This is a genomic window from Pantoea sp. GM01 (genome assembly GCF_000282675.1).
GTDB classification, from domain to species: Bacteria; Pseudomonadota; Gammaproteobacteria; order Enterobacterales; family Enterobacteriaceae; genus Pantoea; species Pantoea nemavictus.
Genome location: NZ_AKIU01000079.1, coordinates 41,139 through 60,671, shown reverse-complemented (window position 1 = coordinate 60,671; position 19,533 = coordinate 41,139). Strand labels below are relative to the sequence as shown.

Sequence of the window (19,533 nt, the reverse complement as noted above, 5' to 3'; positions counted from 1 at the left end):
CTGGTACAAAAACTATTTTGCGGAGGGGATCACGCCTGACGCTGACGAACGGCCTCGAACAGACAAACGCCGGTGGCCACAGATACGTTGAGCGAAGAGACGCTACCTGCCATTGGGATGCTAATTAGCTCATCACAGTGTTCACGCGTCAGACGACGCATACCTTCACCTTCCGCGCCCATCACCAGCGCCATCGGGCCGGTCATTTTACTTTGATAAACGGTGTGATCGGCTTCACCCGCAGTGCCGACCACCCAGACGTTGTATTCCTGCAGCAAACGCAGGGTACGCGCCAGGTTCGTCACACGAATCAACGGTACGTTTTCTGCCGCGCCGCTGGCGACTTTCTTCGCCGTGGCGTTCAGCGGTGCTGCGCGGTCTTTCGGCACGATGACGGCATGCACGCCAGCAGCATCTGCGCTACGCAGGCATGCGCCAAGATTGTGCGGATCGGTAACACCATCCAGCACCAGCAGGAACGGCTTCTCCAGGCTCTGCAGCAGATCCGGCAGATCACCTTCCTGGTACTGCTTGCCCGGTTTCACGCGCGCCACAATCCCCTGATGCACGCCGCCTTCAACCTGGCTATCCAGCCATTGACGATTGGCAACCTGCACCGGAATTCCCTGAGCTTCCAATGCGAGGATCAGCGGCTGCAGGCGACGATCTTCGCGGCCTTTAAGGATAAAGACTTCCTGAAAACGCTGAGGATCGCGTTCCAGCAGCGCCTGCACGCTATGAATACCAAAAATTATTTCGCTCATTACTTTGCTCAAGGTTGGATTTGAATCATAAATACAGAGGCCGTTATTCAGGTGCGCATAAATGCGCACCTTACACAAACACGTCGATGGTCTGTAGGGTCGTCTTTAATGACGACCAAACAATCAGGCTTCGCCAGGTTTCTTCTTCGACCCACGCTTAGCCTTGGTGGCGGCGGCGATTTTACGGGTTTTCTCCGAGACATTTTTGCCTTTTTTCTCGGTTTTGGCCGGTTTTTCAGCCACAGCAGGCTTTTTCTTCTCGCCGCGGAAGGCTGAATCAGGCTCGAAAGTCCCCTTTTTGCCGGCATCGCGACGACGTTTGGCTGGCGGTTTACCGCCACGCTTCTCACGCTCGCGCTCGGTTTTGCCTTCGCCACGTGGAACACGCTTGCTGGAGATCAGCGCGAAGTCGATTTTACGCTCGTCCATATGTACCGCATCAACGCGCACTTCAACCGCATCGCCAAGGCGATAGGTACGGCCGCCAGACTCACCAATCAGGCGCTGGCCCACCGCATCGAAGCGATAATAGTCGTTATCCAGCGACGAAACGTGCACCAAACCATCGATAAACAGATCGTTAAGGCGCACAAAGAAACCAAAGCCAGTCACGCTGGAGATCACGCCGCTGAAGACGTTGCCCACCTGATCCTGCATGAAATCACACTTCAGCCAATCGGCAACATCACGCGTGGCTTCATCAGCACGACGTTCCGTCAGCGAACAGTGTTGGCCCAGCTGCAGCATCTGCTGCATATCATAGTGATAACCGCCAGTTGGTGTAGTGATGCCATCCACTTCGCCCCGCTCTTTCGCCAGCAGATATTTGATGGCGCGATGCAGCAGCAGATCCGGATAGCGACGGATCGGCGAGGTAAAGTGCGCATATGAAGCCAGCGCCAGGCCGAAGTGACCGCGGTTTTCCGGATCGTAGACCGCCTGTTTCATCGAGCGCAGCAGCATGGTCTGCAGCATTTCTGCGTCTGGACGATCGGCAACTTGCTTCAGCAGATCGGCATAATCCGTAGGATGTGGCTTGGCACCGCCCGGCAGGCTTAAGCCCAGCTCATTCAGCACGGTACGGAAGCTCTTGATGCTGTCTTCGCTTGGACGATCGTGATCGCGGAACAGCGCAGGCTCTTCATTTTTCTCAACAAAACGCGCTGAGGCGATGTTGGCGAGAATCATGCACTCTTCAATCAGCTTGTGCGCATCATTGCGTGAGGTGCGCTCGACGCGCTCAATACGACGCTCCGCGTTGAAGATAAACTTGGCTTCGTCGGTCTCAAACGAAATGCCGCCACGCTGCTCACGTGCAGTTTCCAGCACCTGGTACATGTTGTGTAGCTCATGCAGATGGGGAACCTGCGCTGCGTATTGTTCACACAGATCGGCATCACCTTGCAGAATGTTCCACACTTTGTTGTACGTTAGTCGCGCATGCGAATTCATCACCGCTTCATAGTGTTTGAAACCGGTGAGCTTGCCGCTGGAGGAGACGGTCATCTCACACACCATGCACAAACGATCAACCTGCGGATTCAGCGAGCACAAGCCGTTGGAGAGAATCTCCGGCAGCATCGGGATAACCTGCGATGGGAAATACACCGAGGTGCCGCGCTGATGCGCTTCATCATCCAGCGGCGTGCCCGGACGCACGTAATAACTTACATCGGCAATCGCCACCCACAAGCGCCAGCCGCCACCGCGCTTCTTCTCGCAGAAAACGGCGTCATCAAAGTCGCGCGCATCTTCGCCATCAATGGTAACCAGCGGCAGCTTACGTAAATCAACGCGTCCTTTCTTCGCCTCTTCCGGCACGTCTTCTTTCAGCTTAGCGACCTGTTTTTCAACTTCTTCCGGCCAGGTATGCGGAATCTCATGGGTACGCACGGCCATATCCACGGCAAGGCTGGTGCCCATATCATCGCCGAGAAGTTCGGTAATTTTGCCAAGCGCTTTGTTGCGACGCGTGGCACGTTGAGTGATCTCAACCACCACTACCGAGCCCATGCGCGCGTTGAGCGTCTCTTCTTGCGGGATCAGGATGTCGAAGCTCAGACGGCTGTCATCAGGCACCACAAAGCCGGTCCCCGCATCGGTAAAGTAGCGCCCAACGATCTGGCTGTTACGTGGCTCCAGCACGCGTACCACACGCGCCTCGCGACGACCTTTACGATCGGCGCTGCCCGGCTGTGCCAGAATCACATCGCCATGCAGGCAGAACTTCATCTGCTCAGCGGAGAGATAGAAATCATCTTTCTGACCTTCAACGCGCAGGAAGCCATAGCCATCACGATGGCCAATCACTTTGCCACGAATCAGATCCAGACGTTCTGGTAAGGCGTAACATTGACGGCGAGTAAACACCAACTGACCATCACGCTCCATGGCGCGTAGACGGCGGCGCAGCGCTTCCAGCTGCTCTTCGCTGGTGATATTCAGTTCCTGCGCGATGTCGTCGCGGTTAGTTGGTTTTTCCCGTTTCTCAAGCAGAGCCAGAATGAACTCACGGCTCGGAATAGGGTTTTCGTATTTTTCAGCTTCTCTATCCTGAAAAGGATCTTTTGACATTACGGTTCCTCCGATGTCATTTAATTTGGATTGCCACCGGCGGTTCGGACAATAAAAGTTGGTACAACGCATCGTTGTTTCTGACCAAATCGGCCAGCGTGTACCTGTCCAGTTCCTTGAGGAATAGCTGGACCGCATCGTGTAGCGCTTTACGCAAACGACAGGCTGGTGTGATGGAACACTCTTCGCAGTTCACGAGCTGCAAGGGCTCCATTTTTCTCACCACATCGCCAATCACGATTTTTTCCGGGTCCATGCCTAAACGAATTCCGCCGTTTTTACCGCGTGTTGCGGCTACAAAGCCAGCCCGGCTAAGTTGGTTGATGATTTTAACCATATGGTTACGCGACACCCCGTAGGTATCGGTGACTTCGGTAATGTTAGTCTGCTTACCTTCCGGCAACGTCGCCATGTAAATCAGGGCACGCAGACCATAATCGGTAAAACTTGTTAGCTGCACATAGACCTCAGTGAATCATCGGACATTATGGTTATGCGCCGGTCGGCGTGATGTTTAAATATGATGATAAACCAGAGCGTGGTGGCCGGTGCGTTTTTTTCCTGCAAGTATCGATATTTGCAAGAAAAAATAGAGTGAGTGGAGTCAAATATTGTCTATAGCCTAAATAATTCGAGCTGGAGGAAGGCGGCAAGTGGGTGAATCCCCAAGCGCTTACTCAAGTAAGTGACTGGGGTGAGCACGCGCAGCCAACGCGCCTGCAGCTTGAAGTATTTAGGTTATATTGAGGCCGGGCGATGCCCGGCCTCAAAAGATTATGCGTCGAACGGATCGCGCAGAATCATGGTCTCACTGCGGTCTGGGCCGGTAGAAATAATATCAATCGGCACACCGGTCACTTCTTCTACACGTTTGATGTAGTCACGTGCAGCTTGCGGCAAACCTTCCAGCGTCTTAACGCCGAACGTGGTCTCGCTCCAGCCTGGCATGGTTTCGTAGATCGGCTCAATGCCTTCCCAGCCTTCCGCAGCCAGCGGCGTGGTGGTCATTTCGCGGCCATCTGGCATGCGATAAGCCACGCAAATTTTTACTTCTTTCAGGCCATCCAGCACGTCCAGCTTGGTCATGCAGAAACCTGACAGCGAGTTGATCTGCACTGCACGGCGAACTGCCACCGCGTCCAGCCAGCCGGTGCGACGACGACGACCGGTAGTCGCGCCAAACTCGTGGCCCTGCGCGCACAGGAATTCGCCGGTTTCGTCGAACAGTTCGGTCGGGAATGGACCAGCGCCAACACGCGTTGAATACGCCTTCACGATACCCAGCACGTAATCAACGTAACGTGGACCAATGCCTGAACCGGTCGCCACGCCACCTGCGGTGGTGTTAGAAGAGGTCACGTACGGATAGGTACCGTGATCGATATCCAGCAGCGTACCCTGTGCGCCTTCGAACATAATCAGATCGCCACGCTTGCGCGCGCCATCCAGCAGATCAGACACATCAACGACCATGCTGGTAATGATATCGGCAACTGCCAGCGTATCACTCAGCACTTTTTCGTAGTCAACTGCATCAGTTTTGTAGTAGTTAACCAGCTGGAAGTTGTAGAAATCGACGATCTCTTTCAGCTTCACCGCGAAGGTTTCTTTGTTGAAGAGATCGCTCACGCGCAGACCGCGACGTGCCACTTTGTCTTCATAAGCTGGACCGATACCACGACCGGTGGTGCCGATAGCTTTGGCGCCGCGCGCTTTTTCACGTGCTACATCCATTGCTACGTGGTATTGCAGAATCAATGGGCAGGCTTCAGAGATCAGCAGACGTTCACGTACCGGCACACCGCGTTCTTCAAGGCCTTTCATCTCTTTCATCAGCGCTTCAGGCGACAGCACAACGCCGTTACCAATGATGCTGGTGACGTTTTCACGCAAGATGCCAGATGGAATTAAGTGAAGGACGGTTTTTTCACCGTTGATGACAAGTGTATGGCCTGCATTGTGGCCACCTTGGTAACGCACGACGTAATTCGCGCGCTCTGTCAGAAGGTCTACGATCTTACCTTTACCTTCGTCACCCCATTGGGTGCCCAGTACGACGACGTTCTTACCCATTTTTTCAAAATCACCGATTGCTTAAAAATGGATTCTACCACCTGACTTTTACTCTTTCAGCACTTTTAGCATACGATTGCGCTGTTTTTTGCCTGAGTTTTGCTCAGCTCACAACATGTTGGGTACACAACGGCCATCAGACACAATTGAACCCCTGCGACCTCACATAATTTTTCATTTACGATCGCGTATGCATGCTGATCATCGCGTAAATCACCACGCCAGCAACGACTAAACCACCGCCAAAACGATGCAAAAGGCGATCGGGTAACTGTGTCATTGCTAGTATCATGCGCCGCCAGGCTCGTGGCATAAACATCGGCCCAAGTCCTTCCAGCACCAAAACTAAAGCCAGCGCCATCCAGATGGTTGTGTTCATGATTTTTTCCCAAAAAAAAGGCCGACAACATTGTCGGCCTGGACTTTATATCAGTTCTTAACGCGTGGCGTTAGAGGGCGCTTTCATATAGCGGAAGAAATCGCTATCCGGGCTCAATACCAACACATCCTGATTGTCTGAGAAACTATTCTCATAGGCACGCAGACTGCGGATAAAGGCATAGAAATCCGGATCCTTGCTAAAGGCATCAGCAAACAGTTTTGCCGCTTCACCATCACCTTCACCCCGGGAAATCAGCGCTTCACGCTGAGCTTCTGCCAGCGTACGCGTCACCTGATAATCAGCCTGCGCACGCAGTTTTTCTGCCTCTTCCTGGCCTTGTGAACGCTGACTACGCGCTACCGCTTCACGCTCGGCGCGCATACGGTTGTAGATCGCGTCAGACACTTCCGTTGGCAGGTTGATCTGCTTAATACGCACGTCGACGACCTGGATACCCAACGCTGCCATGCTGTTCGGGTTAGGTGCTGGTTCACTGCTGTTGGTTTCACGCTCTACACGTGCCGCCGCATTAGCAATCGCATCATCCGCAGCTGGCGTCTGAACGTCATCATCATTGCCGGCGCTGCCGGTGTTCAGCGCATCACGCACGTCGGTGGTCAAGCGACCACGCGAATCGGTCACGATGTCTTTCACATCCAGACGGCCCATTTCAGAGCGCAGACGGTCACTGAACTTACGTTTCAACAACACTTCGGCCTGAGAAACGTCGCCACCGCCGGTTGCCAGGTAGTAACGGCTGAAATCGCTGATGCGCCATTTGATGTAGGAATCAACGATCAGGTCTTTCTTCTCTTTGGTGACAAAACGGTCGGCCTGGTTATCCATGGTCTGAATGCGCGCATCCAGTGACTTCATGGTTTCAATAAACGGAATCTTGAAATGCAGACCCGGTGCATACACCAGCGGTTTATTTTCGTCATCACGCAGAACCTTACCAAAGCGCAGCACGATGCCACGTTGGCCTTCCTGCACCACGAACAGTGACGCGTAAAGCACCACCAGCACTACAATAATTACGGCGATGATTGGCTTACGCATCGATTACTCCCTCCCTTGGCGCTGGGTATCGTTGCGCAGCGCATTGGCGCGACGCTGATCCATGATGCTGTCTGGACTGTATGATGAGGTATCACTACGGCTTGCATTGCTATCAGAAGACGAAGGTGACTTCATTAAATTAGTCATTTTTTGACCGCCCTGGCCAGATTGACCACCGCGCATCAACTGATCCAATGGCAGAACCGTCAAATTGCTACCACGATCGCTGATCAATACTTTGCGGGTATGGCTCAACACGCGTTCCATGGTTTCAATGTAGAGACGCTCTTTGGTGATTTCCGGTGCGGCTTTGTATTCCGGCAGCAAGCGAGCGAAACGGGCAACTTCACCCTGCGCTTCTAGCACCGTACGTTCTTTGTAGGCACGACCTTCTTCAAGGATACGCTGCGCCTGACCATTGGCACGCGGCTGGACTTCATTCGAATACGCTTCGGCTTCACGCACATACTGTTCACGGTTTTCACGCGCGGCAATCGCATCATCAAACGATGCTTTTACTTCTTCCGGTGGACGCGCCGCCTGGAAGTTTACGTCCAGCAGGGTAATACCCATGTTGTACGGACGGATGGTCTCGTCGAGCTCACGCTGCGTTTCGCTACGCACCACGGTACGGCCTTCCGTCAGAATGCGGTCCATGGTCGAGCGCCCAATCACGCCACGTAAGGCGCTGTCAGTGGCCTGACGCAGACTGTCGTCGGCGCTGGTTACCGCATACAGATAACGTTCTGGATCGGTTACGCGGTACTGCACGTTCATCTCAACGCGCACCACGTTCTCATCCGAGGTCAGCATCACGCCAGACGCCGCCAGTTCACGGACGGCTTCAACGTTCACCGCACGAACCTGATCGATAAAGGTCGGTTTCCAGTTAAGGCCTGGCTCAACCAGATGGCTGAATTTGCCAAAGCGGGTGACGACGCCACGTTCCGCTTCTTTGATAGTGTAGAAACCGCTAGCCGCCCAGATAACCACTGCCGCTACGGCAACGATGCCAACAACTTTGCCACCGCTACCGCCGCTGCGCTGACCGTTATCATTCTGTTTGCCACCGCCCAGTCCGCCGAGTTTTTTACTCAGCTTACGGAAGATATCATCCAGATCAGGTGGTCCCTGATCGCGACCTCCTTTATTTCCCCCAGAGTTGCCGCCTTGATTATTGCTGCTTCCCCACGGGTCGCGGTCCTGTCCGTTATTTCCGGGCTGATTCCACGCCATGTCTCTACTCCATTTATTGTATTTACGGTTTTACCCTTCATCTTTCGGATTGCAGCTGCGTTGGCTGCCTTCACGCACCCCAGTCACTTACCGATGTAAGCTCCTGGGGATTTGCTCAGTTGCCGCCTTGCCGCAATCCGAAATATTCGCGTAAAACCATAATATTTCGGCCTGCAACGATAATTACTACAACCTGAAATCTTTTTTGGGTAAGTGCGATTGGGCAATATCAAACAATATAACTGGCTAGCGACGGCTCTTGCTTACACAGACGACGCCAGTCAACAATCGGCATACGCACGTGCAAACTTACACAGCCATCATCTTCATTCCATTCTTTTTCTATTGCGTGTAGCTGGTAAAAACGACTGCGTAAACGGCCTGCTTCCGGCGGCAGACGCAAATCGTACTGCGCAATTTCACCGGCTAAACGCTCTGAGAGCGCCTGCCACAACAGCGGTAGGCCTACGCCGCTCTGTGCAGATAACCAAACACGTATCGGCTGGTTCTCTTCGTTACGATCGATACGCGGCACAAAATCCTCCAGCATATCGATTTTGTTCATGATCAACAGAGCCGGAATTTCATCGGCTTCAATCTCTTCCAGAACTTCGTTAACGGCATCAATGTTGTCATTCACGCGCAAATCGGCAGCGTCAATCACGTGCAACAGCAGTGTCGCCTGCCGCGTTTCCTGCAGGGTGGCTTTAAATGCCGCCACTAAATCATGCGGCAAGTGACGAATAAAACCTACCGTATCGGCTAACACCACTTCACCCACATCCGCCACGTTAAGGCGGCGCAGAGTCGGATCCAGTGTCGCGAAGAGTTGGTCCGCTACGTAGACATCCGCAGAGGTAATCGCGTTAAACAGAGTGGATTTGCCGGCGTTGGTGTATCCCACCAGCGAAACTGTTGGCACGTCAGCTTTGGCGCGCGCTTGCCTACCCTGATCGCGCTGTTTTTCGACGCGTTCAAGACGGGAGAGAATCTGGCTAATACGACCACGCAGCAAGCGGCGGTCCGTTTCCAGCTGAGTTTCACCTGGACCACGCAAACCGATACCGCCTTTCTGGCGTTCAAGGTGTGTCCATCCGCGAACCAAACGGGTTGCTAAATGGCGTAGTTGTGCCAGCTCGACCTGCAATTTCCCCTCATGGGTGCGGGCGCGCTGGGCGAAAATATCGAGAATTAAGCCGGTGCGATCGATTACGCGACATTCGCACAGCCGTTCAAGATTACGTTCCTGAGCAGGAGTTAAGGCATGATCGAATAAAACGACCGATGCTCCACTCGCTTTTACCGCATCGGCAATTTCAACTGCCTTTCCTTCACCGACAAAATATTTGGGATGTGGCGCTTTACGGCTGCCCGTAATGACTTGCAGCGCTTCGACGCCCGCAGAAGAGACAAGAGTTTCAAACTCCTGCAAATCTTCCAGCTCTTTGTCTTGGGAGAACCAGATGTGTACCAGTACGGCCTGCTCACCGGCATCATAACGGTCAAACAAGCTATAACCTCGCTAAAATAAAATAACCAGGACAGGAAAACGCTCTCGTTCTCCAGCCCTGGCTTTACGGCAGCGCAAAATTATTCTGCGTTATCGCCGTCTTGTTGTGGCTGCGACTGAGCGCCTTGGCTGCTTCCGCTGTGATGATAGTTGCTGCTACCACCGCTGCCGCCCGCGTTATTGCTATGGTGCGACACTGGACGAGAAGGAACCACTGTAGAGATGGCGTGCTTATACACCATCTGGCTAACCGTGTTTTTTAACAGAATGACGAACTGATCAAAGGATTCAATTTGCCCTTGCAGCTTAATACCATTCACCAAATAGATCGAAACCGGTACACGTTCACGACGCAATGCGTTCAAAAACGGGTCTTGTAAAGATTGCCCCTTAGCCATTCTATCTTTTCCTTATATGCTTGTTGTTTGTTGCTTTAAGAACCGTGGTTCAGAAAAACTGCGTAAAAATTTGCGCACGATAACGAACCAATTGTACACAATCATCCCTGCTACGCACTAACTACCTTAAGCACCGCATTACGCGCTAACTCTGGCTCATCACTGTTTAACCAGTGTACTTCAGGCCAGCCACGTAACCAGGTCATCTGGCGTTTAGCGAGCTGCCGAGTGGCGCAAATTCCCCGATAAACCATTTCGTCGTAATCGATTTCACCTGATAGATAAGACCACATCTGGCGATAACCCACACAACGAATGGAAGGCATGTCCGTATGCAAATCACCTCGCGCAAACAGTGCACGAGCCTCCGCTTCAAATCCTGACGCTAGCATCTGGTCGTAACGCAACGCAATGCGTTGATGTATCAGCTCACGACTCGCAGGAGCGATAGCAAACTGGTACACGTCGTAGGGTAACGCTTCGCCGGAAGTTTTTGTCAGTTCCGTTAAAGTTTTACCCGAAATAAAAAAAACTTCCAGTGCTCGCGAAAGTCTCTGCGGATCATTCGGATGAATACGACTACCGGCGACCGGATCGATTTCACACAGCTGGCGGTGCAAGGCTTCCCAACCTTTCTCCGCCGCCATTTGCTCTATCCGCTGACGCACCTCGGGATCGGCCGAGGGCAACGGCGACAATCCTTCAAGCAAAGCCTTGAAATAGAGCATGGTTCCACCAACAAGCAACGGAATCTTCCCCTTCCGGGTGATTTCCGCCATTTCTGCCAACGCATCGCGACGAAACTCTGCGGCGGAATACGCTTCCGCAGGATCGCGAATGTCCAGCAAACGATGGGGTGCCAGTGCTAACTCTTCTGCCGACGGTTTCGCCGTGCCAATATCCATCCCGCGATAGATTAAGGCAGAGTCAACGCTAATAAGTTCCACCGGAAGCTCCTGACGCAGCGAAATCGCTAATGCCGTCTTACCGGAGGCGGTAGGCCCCATCAAAAAAATTGCCTTTGGCCGGCTAGCCTGGTTTAGTTCACTCATGCTTCAACGCGTTAATCGCGCTCTCAATCTCAATGGTCTGTAACAGACCTGAAGGCGGCGACTTCAGCAGTTGCGGACAGAGCCTTTCCAGCTCTGCCAGCAGTGCAATCGCCTGCGAGTGATTCCAGTGAGCGTCTTCTGCATCATCTCGACGCGCCAGCCATTGAGCCAACGCGGATACAGAAATCTCTTGCTGCCGGGCCAGGTAGCCTAACAGTTCTGGAATCAAGATTTGTAAATTTTGTGTTCGTAACGGTAAAGGAACCGCGCGTAGCGTCACATGCTGCCCTTCTCGTTGTAAATCAATGCCCATTAAGCGTAGCAGCGTCGATTGCGCATCAATAACAGCCAGCTCCGGCGCAGCAATTTTCAGGCGAACCGGAATCAGCAACGGCTGCGGTTTTAATCCCTCTTCCCCTGGTTGCAACTGGGCCTGTTTTAGCCAGCGAGCGGCAACCGCCAACGATAATAGTTGCAGTTGATTACCGCGTTCCAGCAGCGCGTAGCGTTCCTGCAACACACTTAACACGCGACCGAAACTTTGTGCGTGAGCAGCCAACGGGGCTTCACGCGCTTCAGGCTGCCTGGCGGGTATCGGCGCAGGAACGGGCGCAGCACGCGCGACCTCGGCGACTGGCGTTTTGATCAACTGCTTGTAGGCCGCCCCTTCACGCGCACTGTAACTGGGTTCCTTACTTTGCCAACTCGCACTGGCGCCAGCAGCAGGACCACCACCGCTGCGTGGCGTGTTGCCCGGCTGGGCAAAATGATTAGCCCCCGCCGCCTGACGATTTTCTGGCTGCCACTTGGGTGCAGGTTCTTCAGCATGTGTAATGGGCAATTCCGCGGCGCGGCTGGCTTGCAGTGCACTCATCACGCCTTGCCAGATAAAGTCGTGTACCAAACGTGACTGGTGGAAACGCACCTCATGCTTAGCTGGGTGCACATTAACATCCACCTGATGTGGATCGATCTCCAGATAGAGCACATATGCCGGCTGCTGATCGTCGCCAAGCTGTGTTTGATACGCCTGGCGAATCGCGTGATTGATCAGCTTGTCACGCATCATGCGTCCGTTGACGTAGCAATATTGCAGATCGGTGACCTGACGCGAACCGTTTGGATCGGCGACCCAACCGCGCAGCGCTAAATCGTCATGCTGCCACTCAATACGCAACGCATGCTGCATAAATGTGGTGCCACAAATCGCACCTAGCCGCCGCTCCCGCTGCGCATCTTCACTCACCGCGCGATACTGGCGCATCAGCTTGCCGTTGTGGCTCAGCGAAATCGCCACATCAAAGCGGGCCAACGCAATGCGACGGATCACCTCGTCGATATGGGTAAATTCGGTCTTTTCGGTGCGCATGAATTTGCGGCGTGCGGGCGTGTTGTAGAACAGGTCGAGCACTTCCAGCGAGGTGCCCACCGGATGCGCAGCCGGTTTCACCGTCACATCCATATCGCGCCCTTCGGCATAGGCTTGCCACGCTTCAGTTTGATCGGCCGTGCGCGAAGTCAGGGTTAAGCGCGAAACGGAGCTGATACTGGCGAGCGCTTCGCCACGGAAACCGAGGCTCATTATCGCTTCAAGGTCGTCAAGTGACGCAATTTTACTGGTCGCATGCCGCGCCAGCGCCATCGCCAGTTCAGCTTTAGCGATACCACAGCCGTTGTCGCGAATGCGGATAAGCTTAGCGCCACCTTTCTCGATATCGACATCAATGCGCGTGGCACCGGCGTCAAGGCTGTTTTCCACCAGCTCTTTTACGACCGATGCCGGGCGCTCAACCACTTCGCCTGCGGCAATTTGGTTCGCCAGCTGCGGCGGTAAAATCTGTATTGGCATGGTGGTGATCCTTCTGCGGATTGGCTCACAGGGAGCCAATAATCAGGATTGCGGAATTTTTAAGTTTTGCCCCAGCATCACATTGCTCGACTTCATGTTATTCGCCTGCATGATGGCTTTCGAGCTCACGCCATAGTGTGCGGCAATGGCCGTTAGCGAATCGCCGCGCACCACTTTATGTCGCGTTGGACGGCTCGTGGCCGCAACGCTGACGCTGGATTTCGCTGGCACCTTCAGGCGCTGACCAACCCAAACCACATCGCGCTTCAGACTATTCATCTCACGTAACGTCGCCATGCTCACGCCATATTTTGCCGCAATGCCTGACAGCGTTTCGCCCCGCGTGACGGTATGACGCTGCGTCGCGCCGGTATATTGCACCGTGCCGGTCGCCGGGTTGCTGGCGACGCTAACCGCTGGTGCGCTGTCCAGCGGCCGGTTTTCCTCCTTTGGGATCGATTGCAGCGGATGCGTGAGGAAATAATTGCGCAAGCCTTTATAAATCGACTGAGCAATTTTCTCCTGATACGCGCTGCTGCCAAGCAGCCGCTCCTCCGCGGCATTACTGATAAAGCCGGTTTCGACCAGTAAAGAAGGAATATCCGGGGAACGTAATACGCCAAGGCTGGCATGTTCCGGCAGACGTTTATGCAGCGGCGTAATACCGCGCAGTTGCTGCAAGACTTTGACGGCAACGTCATAGCCTACGCGCTGTGAATGACCAAACTGCAGATCCAGCACTGCCTGGCTGAGATAGGGATCGGCCTGGCTGTTCGCCAGCAAATCGCCTGCGCCACCCAGCAGCTCAGATTGTTTCTCTTTTTGCTCCAGCCAGTTAGCCATTTCGTTATTGGCGCGACGATTTGACAGCACCCAAACCGATGCGCCCGTGGCCGAGTGGTTTGGCGCGGCGTCCGCGTGAATCGAAACCAACAGGTTGGCGTTCTCTTTACGCGCAACCTCGGAACGGCCCATTACCGAGATGAAGTAGTCGCCATTACGCGTCAGAACCGGCTTGAACATCGGATCCCGATCCATTAGCGCCTTCAATTTCCGCGCAATTGAGATGGTGACGTTTTTCTCGTGCAAACCGTGCTGGCCGGATGCGCCTGGATCCTGACCGCCGTGTCCGGCATCAATCGCCACAATCACCACATCGTTGCGGCTTAACGCTCCGCCAGGACGAACGGTGGTATCGCTGCTGGTGACGGCGGTAACCTGATTGGCGTTAAAGGGATTGCTCTGGCTGCGGCTCTGATTCTGGCTTTCACGCGCCGTTGTGACCGGCGCCGCGGCGGTGGTACGTTTCGCTGGCTGCGTGCCGCGAATAGTGAACACCACGCGATAATTATTGCCATCACGCTGCGTGCTGGCGCGAGTTTGTGCGGCCTGCGTCAGTTCGAACACCAGACGCAGGCTCTGCTTATCCTTCGGCTGACTGTGACGAATGCGCTGCACAATGTTTTCACCGCTGAAATTCAACGGCAAACCTTTGATGGCGCCGCTTTGACGAATATCCAGCACCACGCGATTGGGATTATGCAGCGGGAAAAAACCATACACCGGCTGGCCATTAAAGCTCAGCGTGACGGTAGCCTGGCTATCGCCATTCTCGACTTTGATATCTGACAAAGTGGCAGAGAACGCCGAGACAGAAAACAGGCACAGCAAGCCCAGTACAATGATTTTCATCCGTGACATCATGCCTGATCCCTGCCTTGCTGGAATTGGTGTAACAGCGCTTCGCCAATAGCGGAAACTGCACTTATTTCGGCTTCACGTGCCGCGTCAACGTAGCGCAGCGTCAGCGCTAAATCGGGTTCAGGCAATACGCCAGTGCCCTGTTGCGGCCACTCCACCAGACATAGCGCATCGCCGGTGAAATAGTCACGAATGCCCATAAACTCCAGCTCTTCGGGATCGGCGAGACGATAGAGATCGAAATGGTACAGCGTGCGCGAACCCAATTCGTAGGGCTCAACCAAGGTGTAAGTTGGACTTTTAACGTTACCTTGATGGCCGAGCGCCTGCAGAAAGCCACGACTAAAGGTGGTTTTTCCGGCACCCAGATCGCCATAAAGATAGATCACCAGCGCGCTATTGCAGACGCGCGCCAATTGCGCACCCAGATTCAGGGTTGCCGCCTCATCGGGCAAAGGGATAACACAGCTCTTCATGCTTTATTGTTGGATCATCTCTGGATTAACAAACTGCCACAGCAGTTCGAACAAATCAGTGGCTAACATGCCGCGCGTACCACGCTGACGCGCAATGGCATCGGCAGTTGCCCCATGCGCGACACAGCTTGCGCAGGCTGCCTCAAATAGTGTCAATTTCTGGCCCAGCAGGGCCGCAATAATACCGCTCAATACATCGCCCATGCCGCCGGATGCCATGCCCGCATTGCCGACATCGGCAATGGCAATTTCACCCGCCGCGCTGGCAATGATCGTGCCCGCGCCTTTCAATACCACCACGCCGCCATAGCGTTTTACCAAGGCATGCGCTGCATGTAAGCGGTCACTTTCAATTTCACTGGTTTTCATCCCCAGCAAGCGCGCAGCTTCACCAGGATGGGGCGTAATGATGCGATTCTGACGGTTATCCTGCTTGATTGCCAGCAGGTTAAGCGCATCCGCATCCCAAAGCATTGGCTTTTCACTGGCCGCAATCTTTTTCAGTGCCTTCTGAGCCCAATCGCGCTGACCGAGTCCCGGTCCAACGGCAATCACATCGGCCCACTCCAGTGCCCGTTCGAGACGCTCATCACTGAGCGCATCAACCATTAATTCCGGCCGCGCGGTGAGAATCGGGCCAATATTATCTTCATGCGTGAGCACACGTACAAGCCCGGCGCCACTGCGCAGAGCCGCTTCACCGGTCATGCGAATGGCGCCCGCCGTGCCGCTATCGCCGCCGACGACTAACAAACGCCCCTGATCGCCTTTATGTGAGGTGGCGCGGCGCGGTTTAAGCCAGCGCGCTAAATCATTGGCGTCATAGCGTGAAACAGGTGCCTGTTCAGCGCACAGGAAGGAGGACAAGCCCAACTCATCATTATGCAAAATGCCCACGTAATCACGCGCCTTGCCGGTTAACTGGCCGGGTTTGAGGGCAATCATGCTAAGCGTGTGATCGGCGATGATGGTCGCGCCCGGCGCCGTGCCATTTGCCGCCACCAGACCAGAAGGAATATCAATCGCCAGCACCGGCGCGGCGTGCGAATTAGCCATGTCGATTAAGCGATCGTAGGGCGCGGCTGGCGCGCGATTGAGCCCGGTGCCGAGCAGCGCATCGACTATCACATCAACTTGCTGTGGCCAGGACGCATCCGCTGCATGGATCACGCCGCCCGCCGCCAGCCATGCGTCATGCGCTTGCTGCGCCTCTTCCGGCAAAGCCTTGCTGCTTTCACACGCCAGTAGCGTCACATTTACGCCTGCTGCCTGCGCTAATCGCGCCACCACATAACCATCGCCGCCGTTATTGCCGTGCCCACACAGAACCAACCAGTGCTGCGCCTGCGGCCAGAGGTGGCGAGCTAATTCATAGCTCGCCTGTCCCGCGCGTTGCATCAACTCAAATAGCGTTAAGCCCAGGCTATCGGCAGCATCACGTTCCAGTTGTGCCATAGCCTGCGCAGGCCAGACAGAGTGTGTTAAACTGCGCGCGTTTGCTTCAATTGCCTGGTTTCTCATGTCATACCCTCTCGATCTTCAGCAGCTCGCTCAACAAATTAAACAGTGGGGACGCGAACTCGGTTTCCAACAGGTTGGTATTTGCGATACCGATCTCAGCGCCGAAGAGCCCAAACTGCAGGCGTGGCTGGATAAGCAGTATCACGGCGAGATGGATTGGATGGCGCGCCACGGCATGATGCGCGCGCGTCCGCATGAACTGCTGCCTGGCACGCTGCGCGTGATTAGCGTGCGCATGAACTACCTTCCTGCCAAAGCCGCTTTTGCCAGCACGTTAAAAAATCCTCAGCTTGGCTATGTTAGCCGCTATGCCCTTGGCCGCGACTATCACAAAGTATTACGCAATCGACTGAAAAAGCTCGGAGAAATGATTCAGGCGCACTGCGGCGAACTCAATTTTCGTCCGTTCGTCGATTCCGCGCCCATTCTCGAACGCCCGATTGCCGCTAAAGCGGGACTGGGCTGGACCGGTAAACATTCGCTGATTCTCAATCGTGAAGCCGGCTCATGGTTCTTCCTTGGCGAGCTGCTGATTGATCTGCCGCTGCCGGTCGATCAGCCCCAGGAAGAGCAGTGTGGGCGCTGTGTCGCCTGCATCACCATCTGCCCTACTGCCGCTATCGTCGAGCCTTACGTAGTGGATGCGCGCCGCTGCATCTCCTATCTCACCATCGAATTGGAAGGCGCAATTCCCGAAGAGTTCCGTCCGCTGATTGGTAATCGAATTTATGGTTGCGACGATTGCCAGCTGATTTGCCCGTGGAATCGCTACGGCCAACTGACCGATGAAGATGATTTCTCCCCGCGCGCCGTACTACACGCGCCGCCGCTGACCGATCTGTTCAAATGGGATGAAGCCAAGTTCCTGCGCATTACCGAAGGCTCAGCGATTCGACGTATTGGGCATTTACGCTGGTTGCGAAACATTGCCGTGGCTTTAGGCAATGCGCCGTGGACAGAGGAAAATATGGCGGCATTAGCATCACGCAGTGGCGAGCATCCGCTGCTTGATGAGCACATTGAGTGGGCGATGGCACAGCAGTTGCAGAAACGCGCGGCGCAGGCCGTAGAAGTGCAGCCAGCGAAGAAACAGCGGCTGGTGCGCGCCGTCGAAAAAGGCCTGCCACGTGATGCGTGATTGAGCAGTGGCACAGGATAAAACTCTTTTCCACATGCTGTGAATAAAATTATCCAACTGAATAGTGACGGAGATCGTAATTTCGTCTAAAGAGTAAAATTACAGTCTGAAATAACCAAAAATTATTATAAATCATGGGTTTGTTGGATTTCTGTAAATAATTGCGTCACGTTTAGCGCGCAGGGGTTATTCCAGAGCCTGTGGATAACTCTGTTCAAAACAGTTTTGTATATCGGGGAAAACGCCGTCAGCACGATGCAGGCACATTGTGGATAACCTGTAAGGTAACCGCGACAGACTCAGGCATCATGAGTGCAAGCAAGGCGTGTAAAACTTCCAGAAAAAAACCATGTCACATGTGATCGATAAAGATCTGCAGCTGTTTTAATTCTGATTGCGCCTAAGGGCAAATAACATTAGTGAATATGAAAATCTGGAGCGGGAAACGAGACTCGAACTCGCGACCCCGACCTTGGCAAGGTCGTGCTCTACCAACTGAGCTATTCCCGCATAATCTTCGTATTTTAGTTCGCTACTGCGTTGGCTGCCTTCACTCACCCAGGTCACTTACTGATGTAAGCTCCCAGGGATTCGTTCAGTTGCTGCCTTGTTGCAAACTAAAATACGCGATTCTGACTCTTCGTATTTTTGTCACAACAACCACGCTAACGACTAAATCCGTGATTTGGATGGTTTACTACAAACTCTGGAGCGGGAAACGAGACTCGAACTCGCGACCCCGACCTTGGCAAGGTCGTGCTCTACCAACTGAGCTATTCCCGCATTAGAGGTTTACTGCTAAACGAAATTGGAGCGGGAAACGAGACTCGAACTCGCGACCCCGACCTTGGCAAGGTCGTGCTCTACCAACTGAGCTATTCCCGCATAATCTTCGCCTGTTTATTTGCTGCTGCGTTAGCTGCCTTCACTCGCACAGGTCACTTACTGAAGTAAGCTCGCTGTGACTCGTTCAGTTGCCGCCTTGCATCAAATGAACATGCTCGATTCTGTATTTCGTTACTGCTCCGTTCCGTATAAAATTCTTCACCGGTACGGGGTGCGCATTATACGAGAAATCCTTTCAGTCGCAAGAGTCTAAAAGCAAAATTTTGCGCTTTCCGCGCGATCGCTGCTTTAATCGACAACCTGATGATTTCCTGCGCACCCACCGTCGATTAAAGCTGCAAGAAGTGTTCGCGGTAGTAAGCCAGCTCTGCAACAGACTCACGAATATCATCCAGCGCCTGGTGGCTGCCGGATTTTTTGAAGCCTGGCAAAATACCCGGTTTCCAGCGGCGAGCCAGCTCTTTCAACGTGCTGACGTCAAGATAGCGATAGTGGAAATAGGCTTCCAGCTCAGGCATGTACTTGAACAGAAAGCGGCGATCCTGACCAATGCTATTGCCGCAAATCGGCGAGGTATTGGCCGGCACCCACTGTTTCAGGAATTCGATGGTGGCCAGCTCCGCAGCGCGATCGTCGTGCTGGCTGGCCTTCACGCGCGCCACTAAACCGCTATTGGTGTGGGTACGAACGTTCCAGTCATCCATCAGCGCGAGCTGATCGTCAGATTGATGCACCGCGAATACCGGACCTTCTGCCAGGATGTTGAGATTGGCATCGGTGACGATGGTGGCGATCTCAATAATGCGATCGCGCTCCGGATCTAATCCGGTCATTTCGAGGTCGATCCAAATCAGGTTGTTTTCATTTCCAGCTGTCATGCGTTTCCCGCCTGTTGCCAAAGTCGTCATTAAACTCATTTCAGGTGTATCATAGACGTTTTGCCCAGCAGGGCGA

The 19,533-nt window shown here is 53.9% G+C and carries 16 protein-coding genes and 3 tRNA genes; 1 reads left to right on the top strand and 18 read right to left on the bottom strand.

Annotation, left to right across the window (positions count from 1 at the left end):
* Nucleotides 1-29: 29 nt before the first annotated feature.
* The 14 genes from rlmB to nnr all read right to left on the bottom strand — a co-directional run bounded on the left by rlmB (nucleotide 30) and on the right by nnr (nucleotide 16,595).
* On the bottom strand, nucleotides 30-764 hold the full coding sequence (gene rlmB / locus PMI17_RS19995) for a 23S rRNA (guanosine(2251)-2'-O)-methyltransferase RlmB (protein ID WP_007892019.1): 735 nt from the start codon (nucleotides 762-764) through the stop codon (nucleotides 30-32).
* A 123-nt stretch (nucleotides 765-887) separates the two neighbouring features.
* The gene (rnr, locus tag PMI17_RS19990) at nucleotides 888-3,338 is read right to left on the bottom strand and encodes a ribonuclease R (protein WP_007892017.1); all 2,451 of its coding nucleotides are present in this window, start codon (nucleotides 3,336-3,338) and stop codon (nucleotides 888-890) included.
* Nucleotides 3,339-3,354: 16 nt separating this feature from the next.
* Complete coding sequence (gene nsrR / locus PMI17_RS19985; protein WP_007892016.1) at nucleotides 3,355-3,798, bottom strand: nitric oxide-sensing transcriptional repressor NsrR; 444 nt, start codon at nucleotides 3,796-3,798, stop codon at nucleotides 3,355-3,357.
* A gap of 314 nt (nucleotides 3,799-4,112) precedes the next feature.
* Nucleotides 4,113-5,411, bottom strand: a complete 1,299-nt coding sequence (locus tag PMI17_RS19980; RefSeq protein ID WP_007892015.1) for an adenylosuccinate synthase — start codon at nucleotides 5,409-5,411, stop codon at nucleotides 4,113-4,115.
* Nucleotides 5,412-5,589: 178 nt separating this feature from the next.
* Nucleotides 5,590-5,790, bottom strand: coding sequence for a DUF2065 family protein (locus tag PMI17_RS19975; protein ID WP_007892014.1), 201 nt, complete (start codon nucleotides 5,788-5,790; stop codon nucleotides 5,590-5,592).
* A gap of 57 nt (nucleotides 5,791-5,847) precedes the next feature.
* Nucleotides 5,848-6,852 carry a protease modulator HflC gene (hflC, locus tag PMI17_RS19970; protein ID WP_007892013.1) on the bottom strand — a complete coding sequence of 335 codons (1,005 nt, stop codon included), beginning with the start codon at nucleotides 6,850-6,852 and terminating at the stop codon, nucleotides 5,848-5,850.
* Nucleotides 6,853-6,855: 3 nt separating this feature from the next.
* Entirely contained in the window at nucleotides 6,856-8,088 is a 1,233-nt protein-coding gene (hflK, locus tag PMI17_RS19965; RefSeq protein WP_007892012.1) for an FtsH protease activity modulator HflK, read from the bottom strand.
* A gap of 229 nt (nucleotides 8,089-8,317) precedes the next feature.
* Nucleotides 8,318-9,598 (bottom strand): ribosome rescue GTPase HflX, encoded by a 1,281-nt coding sequence (gene hflX / locus PMI17_RS19960; RefSeq protein ID WP_007892011.1) that lies wholly within the window; start codon nucleotides 9,596-9,598, stop codon nucleotides 8,318-8,320.
* An 80-nt stretch (nucleotides 9,599-9,678) separates the two neighbouring features.
* The gene (gene hfq / locus PMI17_RS19955; protein ID WP_007892010.1) at nucleotides 9,679-9,996 is read right to left on the bottom strand and encodes an RNA chaperone Hfq; all 318 of its coding nucleotides are present in this window, start codon (nucleotides 9,994-9,996) and stop codon (nucleotides 9,679-9,681) included.
* 110 nt (nucleotides 9,997-10,106) lie between these two features.
* Nucleotides 10,107-11,048: a tRNA (adenosine(37)-N6)-dimethylallyltransferase MiaA gene (gene miaA / locus PMI17_RS19950; RefSeq protein WP_036621940.1), complete on the bottom strand. Its 942-nt coding sequence runs from the start codon at nucleotides 11,046-11,048 to the stop codon at nucleotides 10,107-10,109.
* Nucleotides 11,041-12,897 (bottom strand): DNA mismatch repair endonuclease MutL, encoded by a 1,857-nt coding sequence (gene mutL, locus PMI17_RS19945; protein ID WP_007892008.1) that lies wholly within the window; start codon nucleotides 12,895-12,897, stop codon nucleotides 11,041-11,043. The genes miaA and mutL overlap by 8 nt, the downstream gene beginning before the upstream one ends.
* 42 nt (nucleotides 12,898-12,939) lie before the next feature.
* Nucleotides 12,940-14,601, bottom strand: a complete 1,662-nt coding sequence (amiB, locus tag PMI17_RS19940) for an N-acetylmuramoyl-L-alanine amidase AmiB (RefSeq protein WP_007892007.1) — start codon at nucleotides 14,599-14,601, stop codon at nucleotides 12,940-12,942.
* A complete protein-coding gene (tsaE, locus tag PMI17_RS19935) occupies nucleotides 14,598-15,074 on the bottom strand; it encodes a tRNA (adenosine(37)-N6)-threonylcarbamoyltransferase complex ATPase subunit type 1 TsaE (RefSeq protein ID WP_007892003.1) in 477 nt (158 codons plus the stop codon). The genes amiB and tsaE overlap by 4 nt, the downstream gene beginning before the upstream one ends.
* Before the next feature lie 3 nt (nucleotides 15,075-15,077).
* Nucleotides 15,078-16,595 (bottom strand): bifunctional ADP-dependent NAD(P)H-hydrate dehydratase/NAD(P)H-hydrate epimerase, encoded by a 1,518-nt coding sequence (gene nnr, locus PMI17_RS19930; protein ID WP_071531078.1) that lies wholly within the window; start codon nucleotides 16,593-16,595, stop codon nucleotides 15,078-15,080.
* On the opposite strand from nnr, the gene queG reads away from it, so the two are divergent.
* Entirely contained in the window at nucleotides 16,594-17,733 is a 1,140-nt protein-coding gene (queG, locus tag PMI17_RS19925; protein WP_007892000.1) for a tRNA epoxyqueuosine(34) reductase QueG, read from the top strand. The two genes, nnr and queG, sit on opposite strands and share 2 nt — an antisense overlap.
* A gap of 434 nt (nucleotides 17,734-18,167) precedes the next feature.
* Here queG and PMI17_RS19920 read toward each other — a convergent pair.
* The 4 genes from PMI17_RS19920 to orn form a co-directional block, all read right to left on the bottom strand.
* Nucleotides 18,168-18,243 (bottom strand) — tRNA-Gly (locus PMI17_RS19920).
* A gap of 197 nt (nucleotides 18,244-18,440) precedes the next feature.
* Nucleotides 18,441-18,516 (bottom strand) — tRNA-Gly (locus PMI17_RS19915).
* Nucleotides 18,517-18,542: 26 nt separating this feature from the next.
* Nucleotides 18,543-18,618, bottom strand: a tRNA-Gly gene (locus PMI17_RS19910).
* A gap of 290 nt (nucleotides 18,619-18,908) precedes the next feature.
* A complete protein-coding gene (orn, locus tag PMI17_RS19905) occupies nucleotides 18,909-19,457 on the bottom strand; it encodes an oligoribonuclease (RefSeq protein WP_007891998.1) in 549 nt (182 codons plus the stop codon).
* Nucleotides 19,458-19,533: the final 76 nt, after the last annotated feature.

Bases quoted from the DNA above. Each gene is read 5' to 3' on its own strand.
- rlmB (WP_007892019.1), bottom strand. From the start codon at position 764: ATGAGCGAAATAATTTTTGGTATTCATAGCGTGCAGGCGCTGCTGGAA.
- rnr (WP_007892017.1), bottom strand. From the start codon at position 3,338: ATGTCAAAAGATCCTTTTCAGGATAGAGAAGCTGAAAAATACGAAAAC.
- PMI17_RS19980 (WP_007892015.1), bottom strand. From the start codon at position 5,411: ATGGGTAAGAACGTCGTCGTACTGGGCACCCAATGGGGTGACGAAGGT.
- PMI17_RS19975 (WP_007892014.1), bottom strand. From the start codon at position 5,790: ATGAACACAACCATCTGGATGGCGCTGGCTTTAGTTTTGGTGCTGGAA.
- hflC (WP_007892013.1), bottom strand. From the start codon at position 6,852: ATGCGTAAGCCAATCATCGCCGTAATTATTGTAGTGCTGGTGGTGCTT.
- hflK (WP_007892012.1), bottom strand. From the start codon at position 8,088: ATGGCGTGGAATCAGCCCGGAAATAACGGACAGGACCGCGACCCGTGG.
- hfq (WP_007892010.1), bottom strand. From the start codon at position 9,996: ATGGCTAAGGGGCAATCTTTACAAGACCCGTTTTTGAACGCATTGCGT.
- miaA (WP_036621940.1), bottom strand. From the start codon at position 11,048: ATGAGTGAACTAAACCAGGCTAGCCGGCCAAAGGCAATTTTTTTGATG.
- mutL (WP_007892008.1), bottom strand. From the start codon at position 12,897: ATGCCAATACAGATTTTACCGCCGCAGCTGGCGAACCAAATTGCCGCA.
- amiB (WP_007892007.1), bottom strand. From the start codon at position 14,601: ATGATGTCACGGATGAAAATCATTGTACTGGGCTTGCTGTGCCTGTTT.
- tsaE (WP_007892003.1), bottom strand. From the start codon at position 15,074: ATGAAGAGCTGTGTTATCCCTTTGCCCGATGAGGCGGCAACCCTGAAT.
- queG (WP_007892000.1), top strand. From the start codon at position 16,594: ATGTCATACCCTCTCGATCTTCAGCAGCTCGCTCAACAAATTAAACAG.
- nnr (WP_071531078.1), bottom strand. From the start codon at position 16,595: ATGAGAAACCAGGCAATTGAAGCAAACGCGCGCAGTTTAACACACTCT.
- orn (WP_007891998.1), bottom strand. From the start codon at position 19,457: ATGACAGCTGGAAATGAAAACAACCTGATTTGGATCGACCTCGAAATG.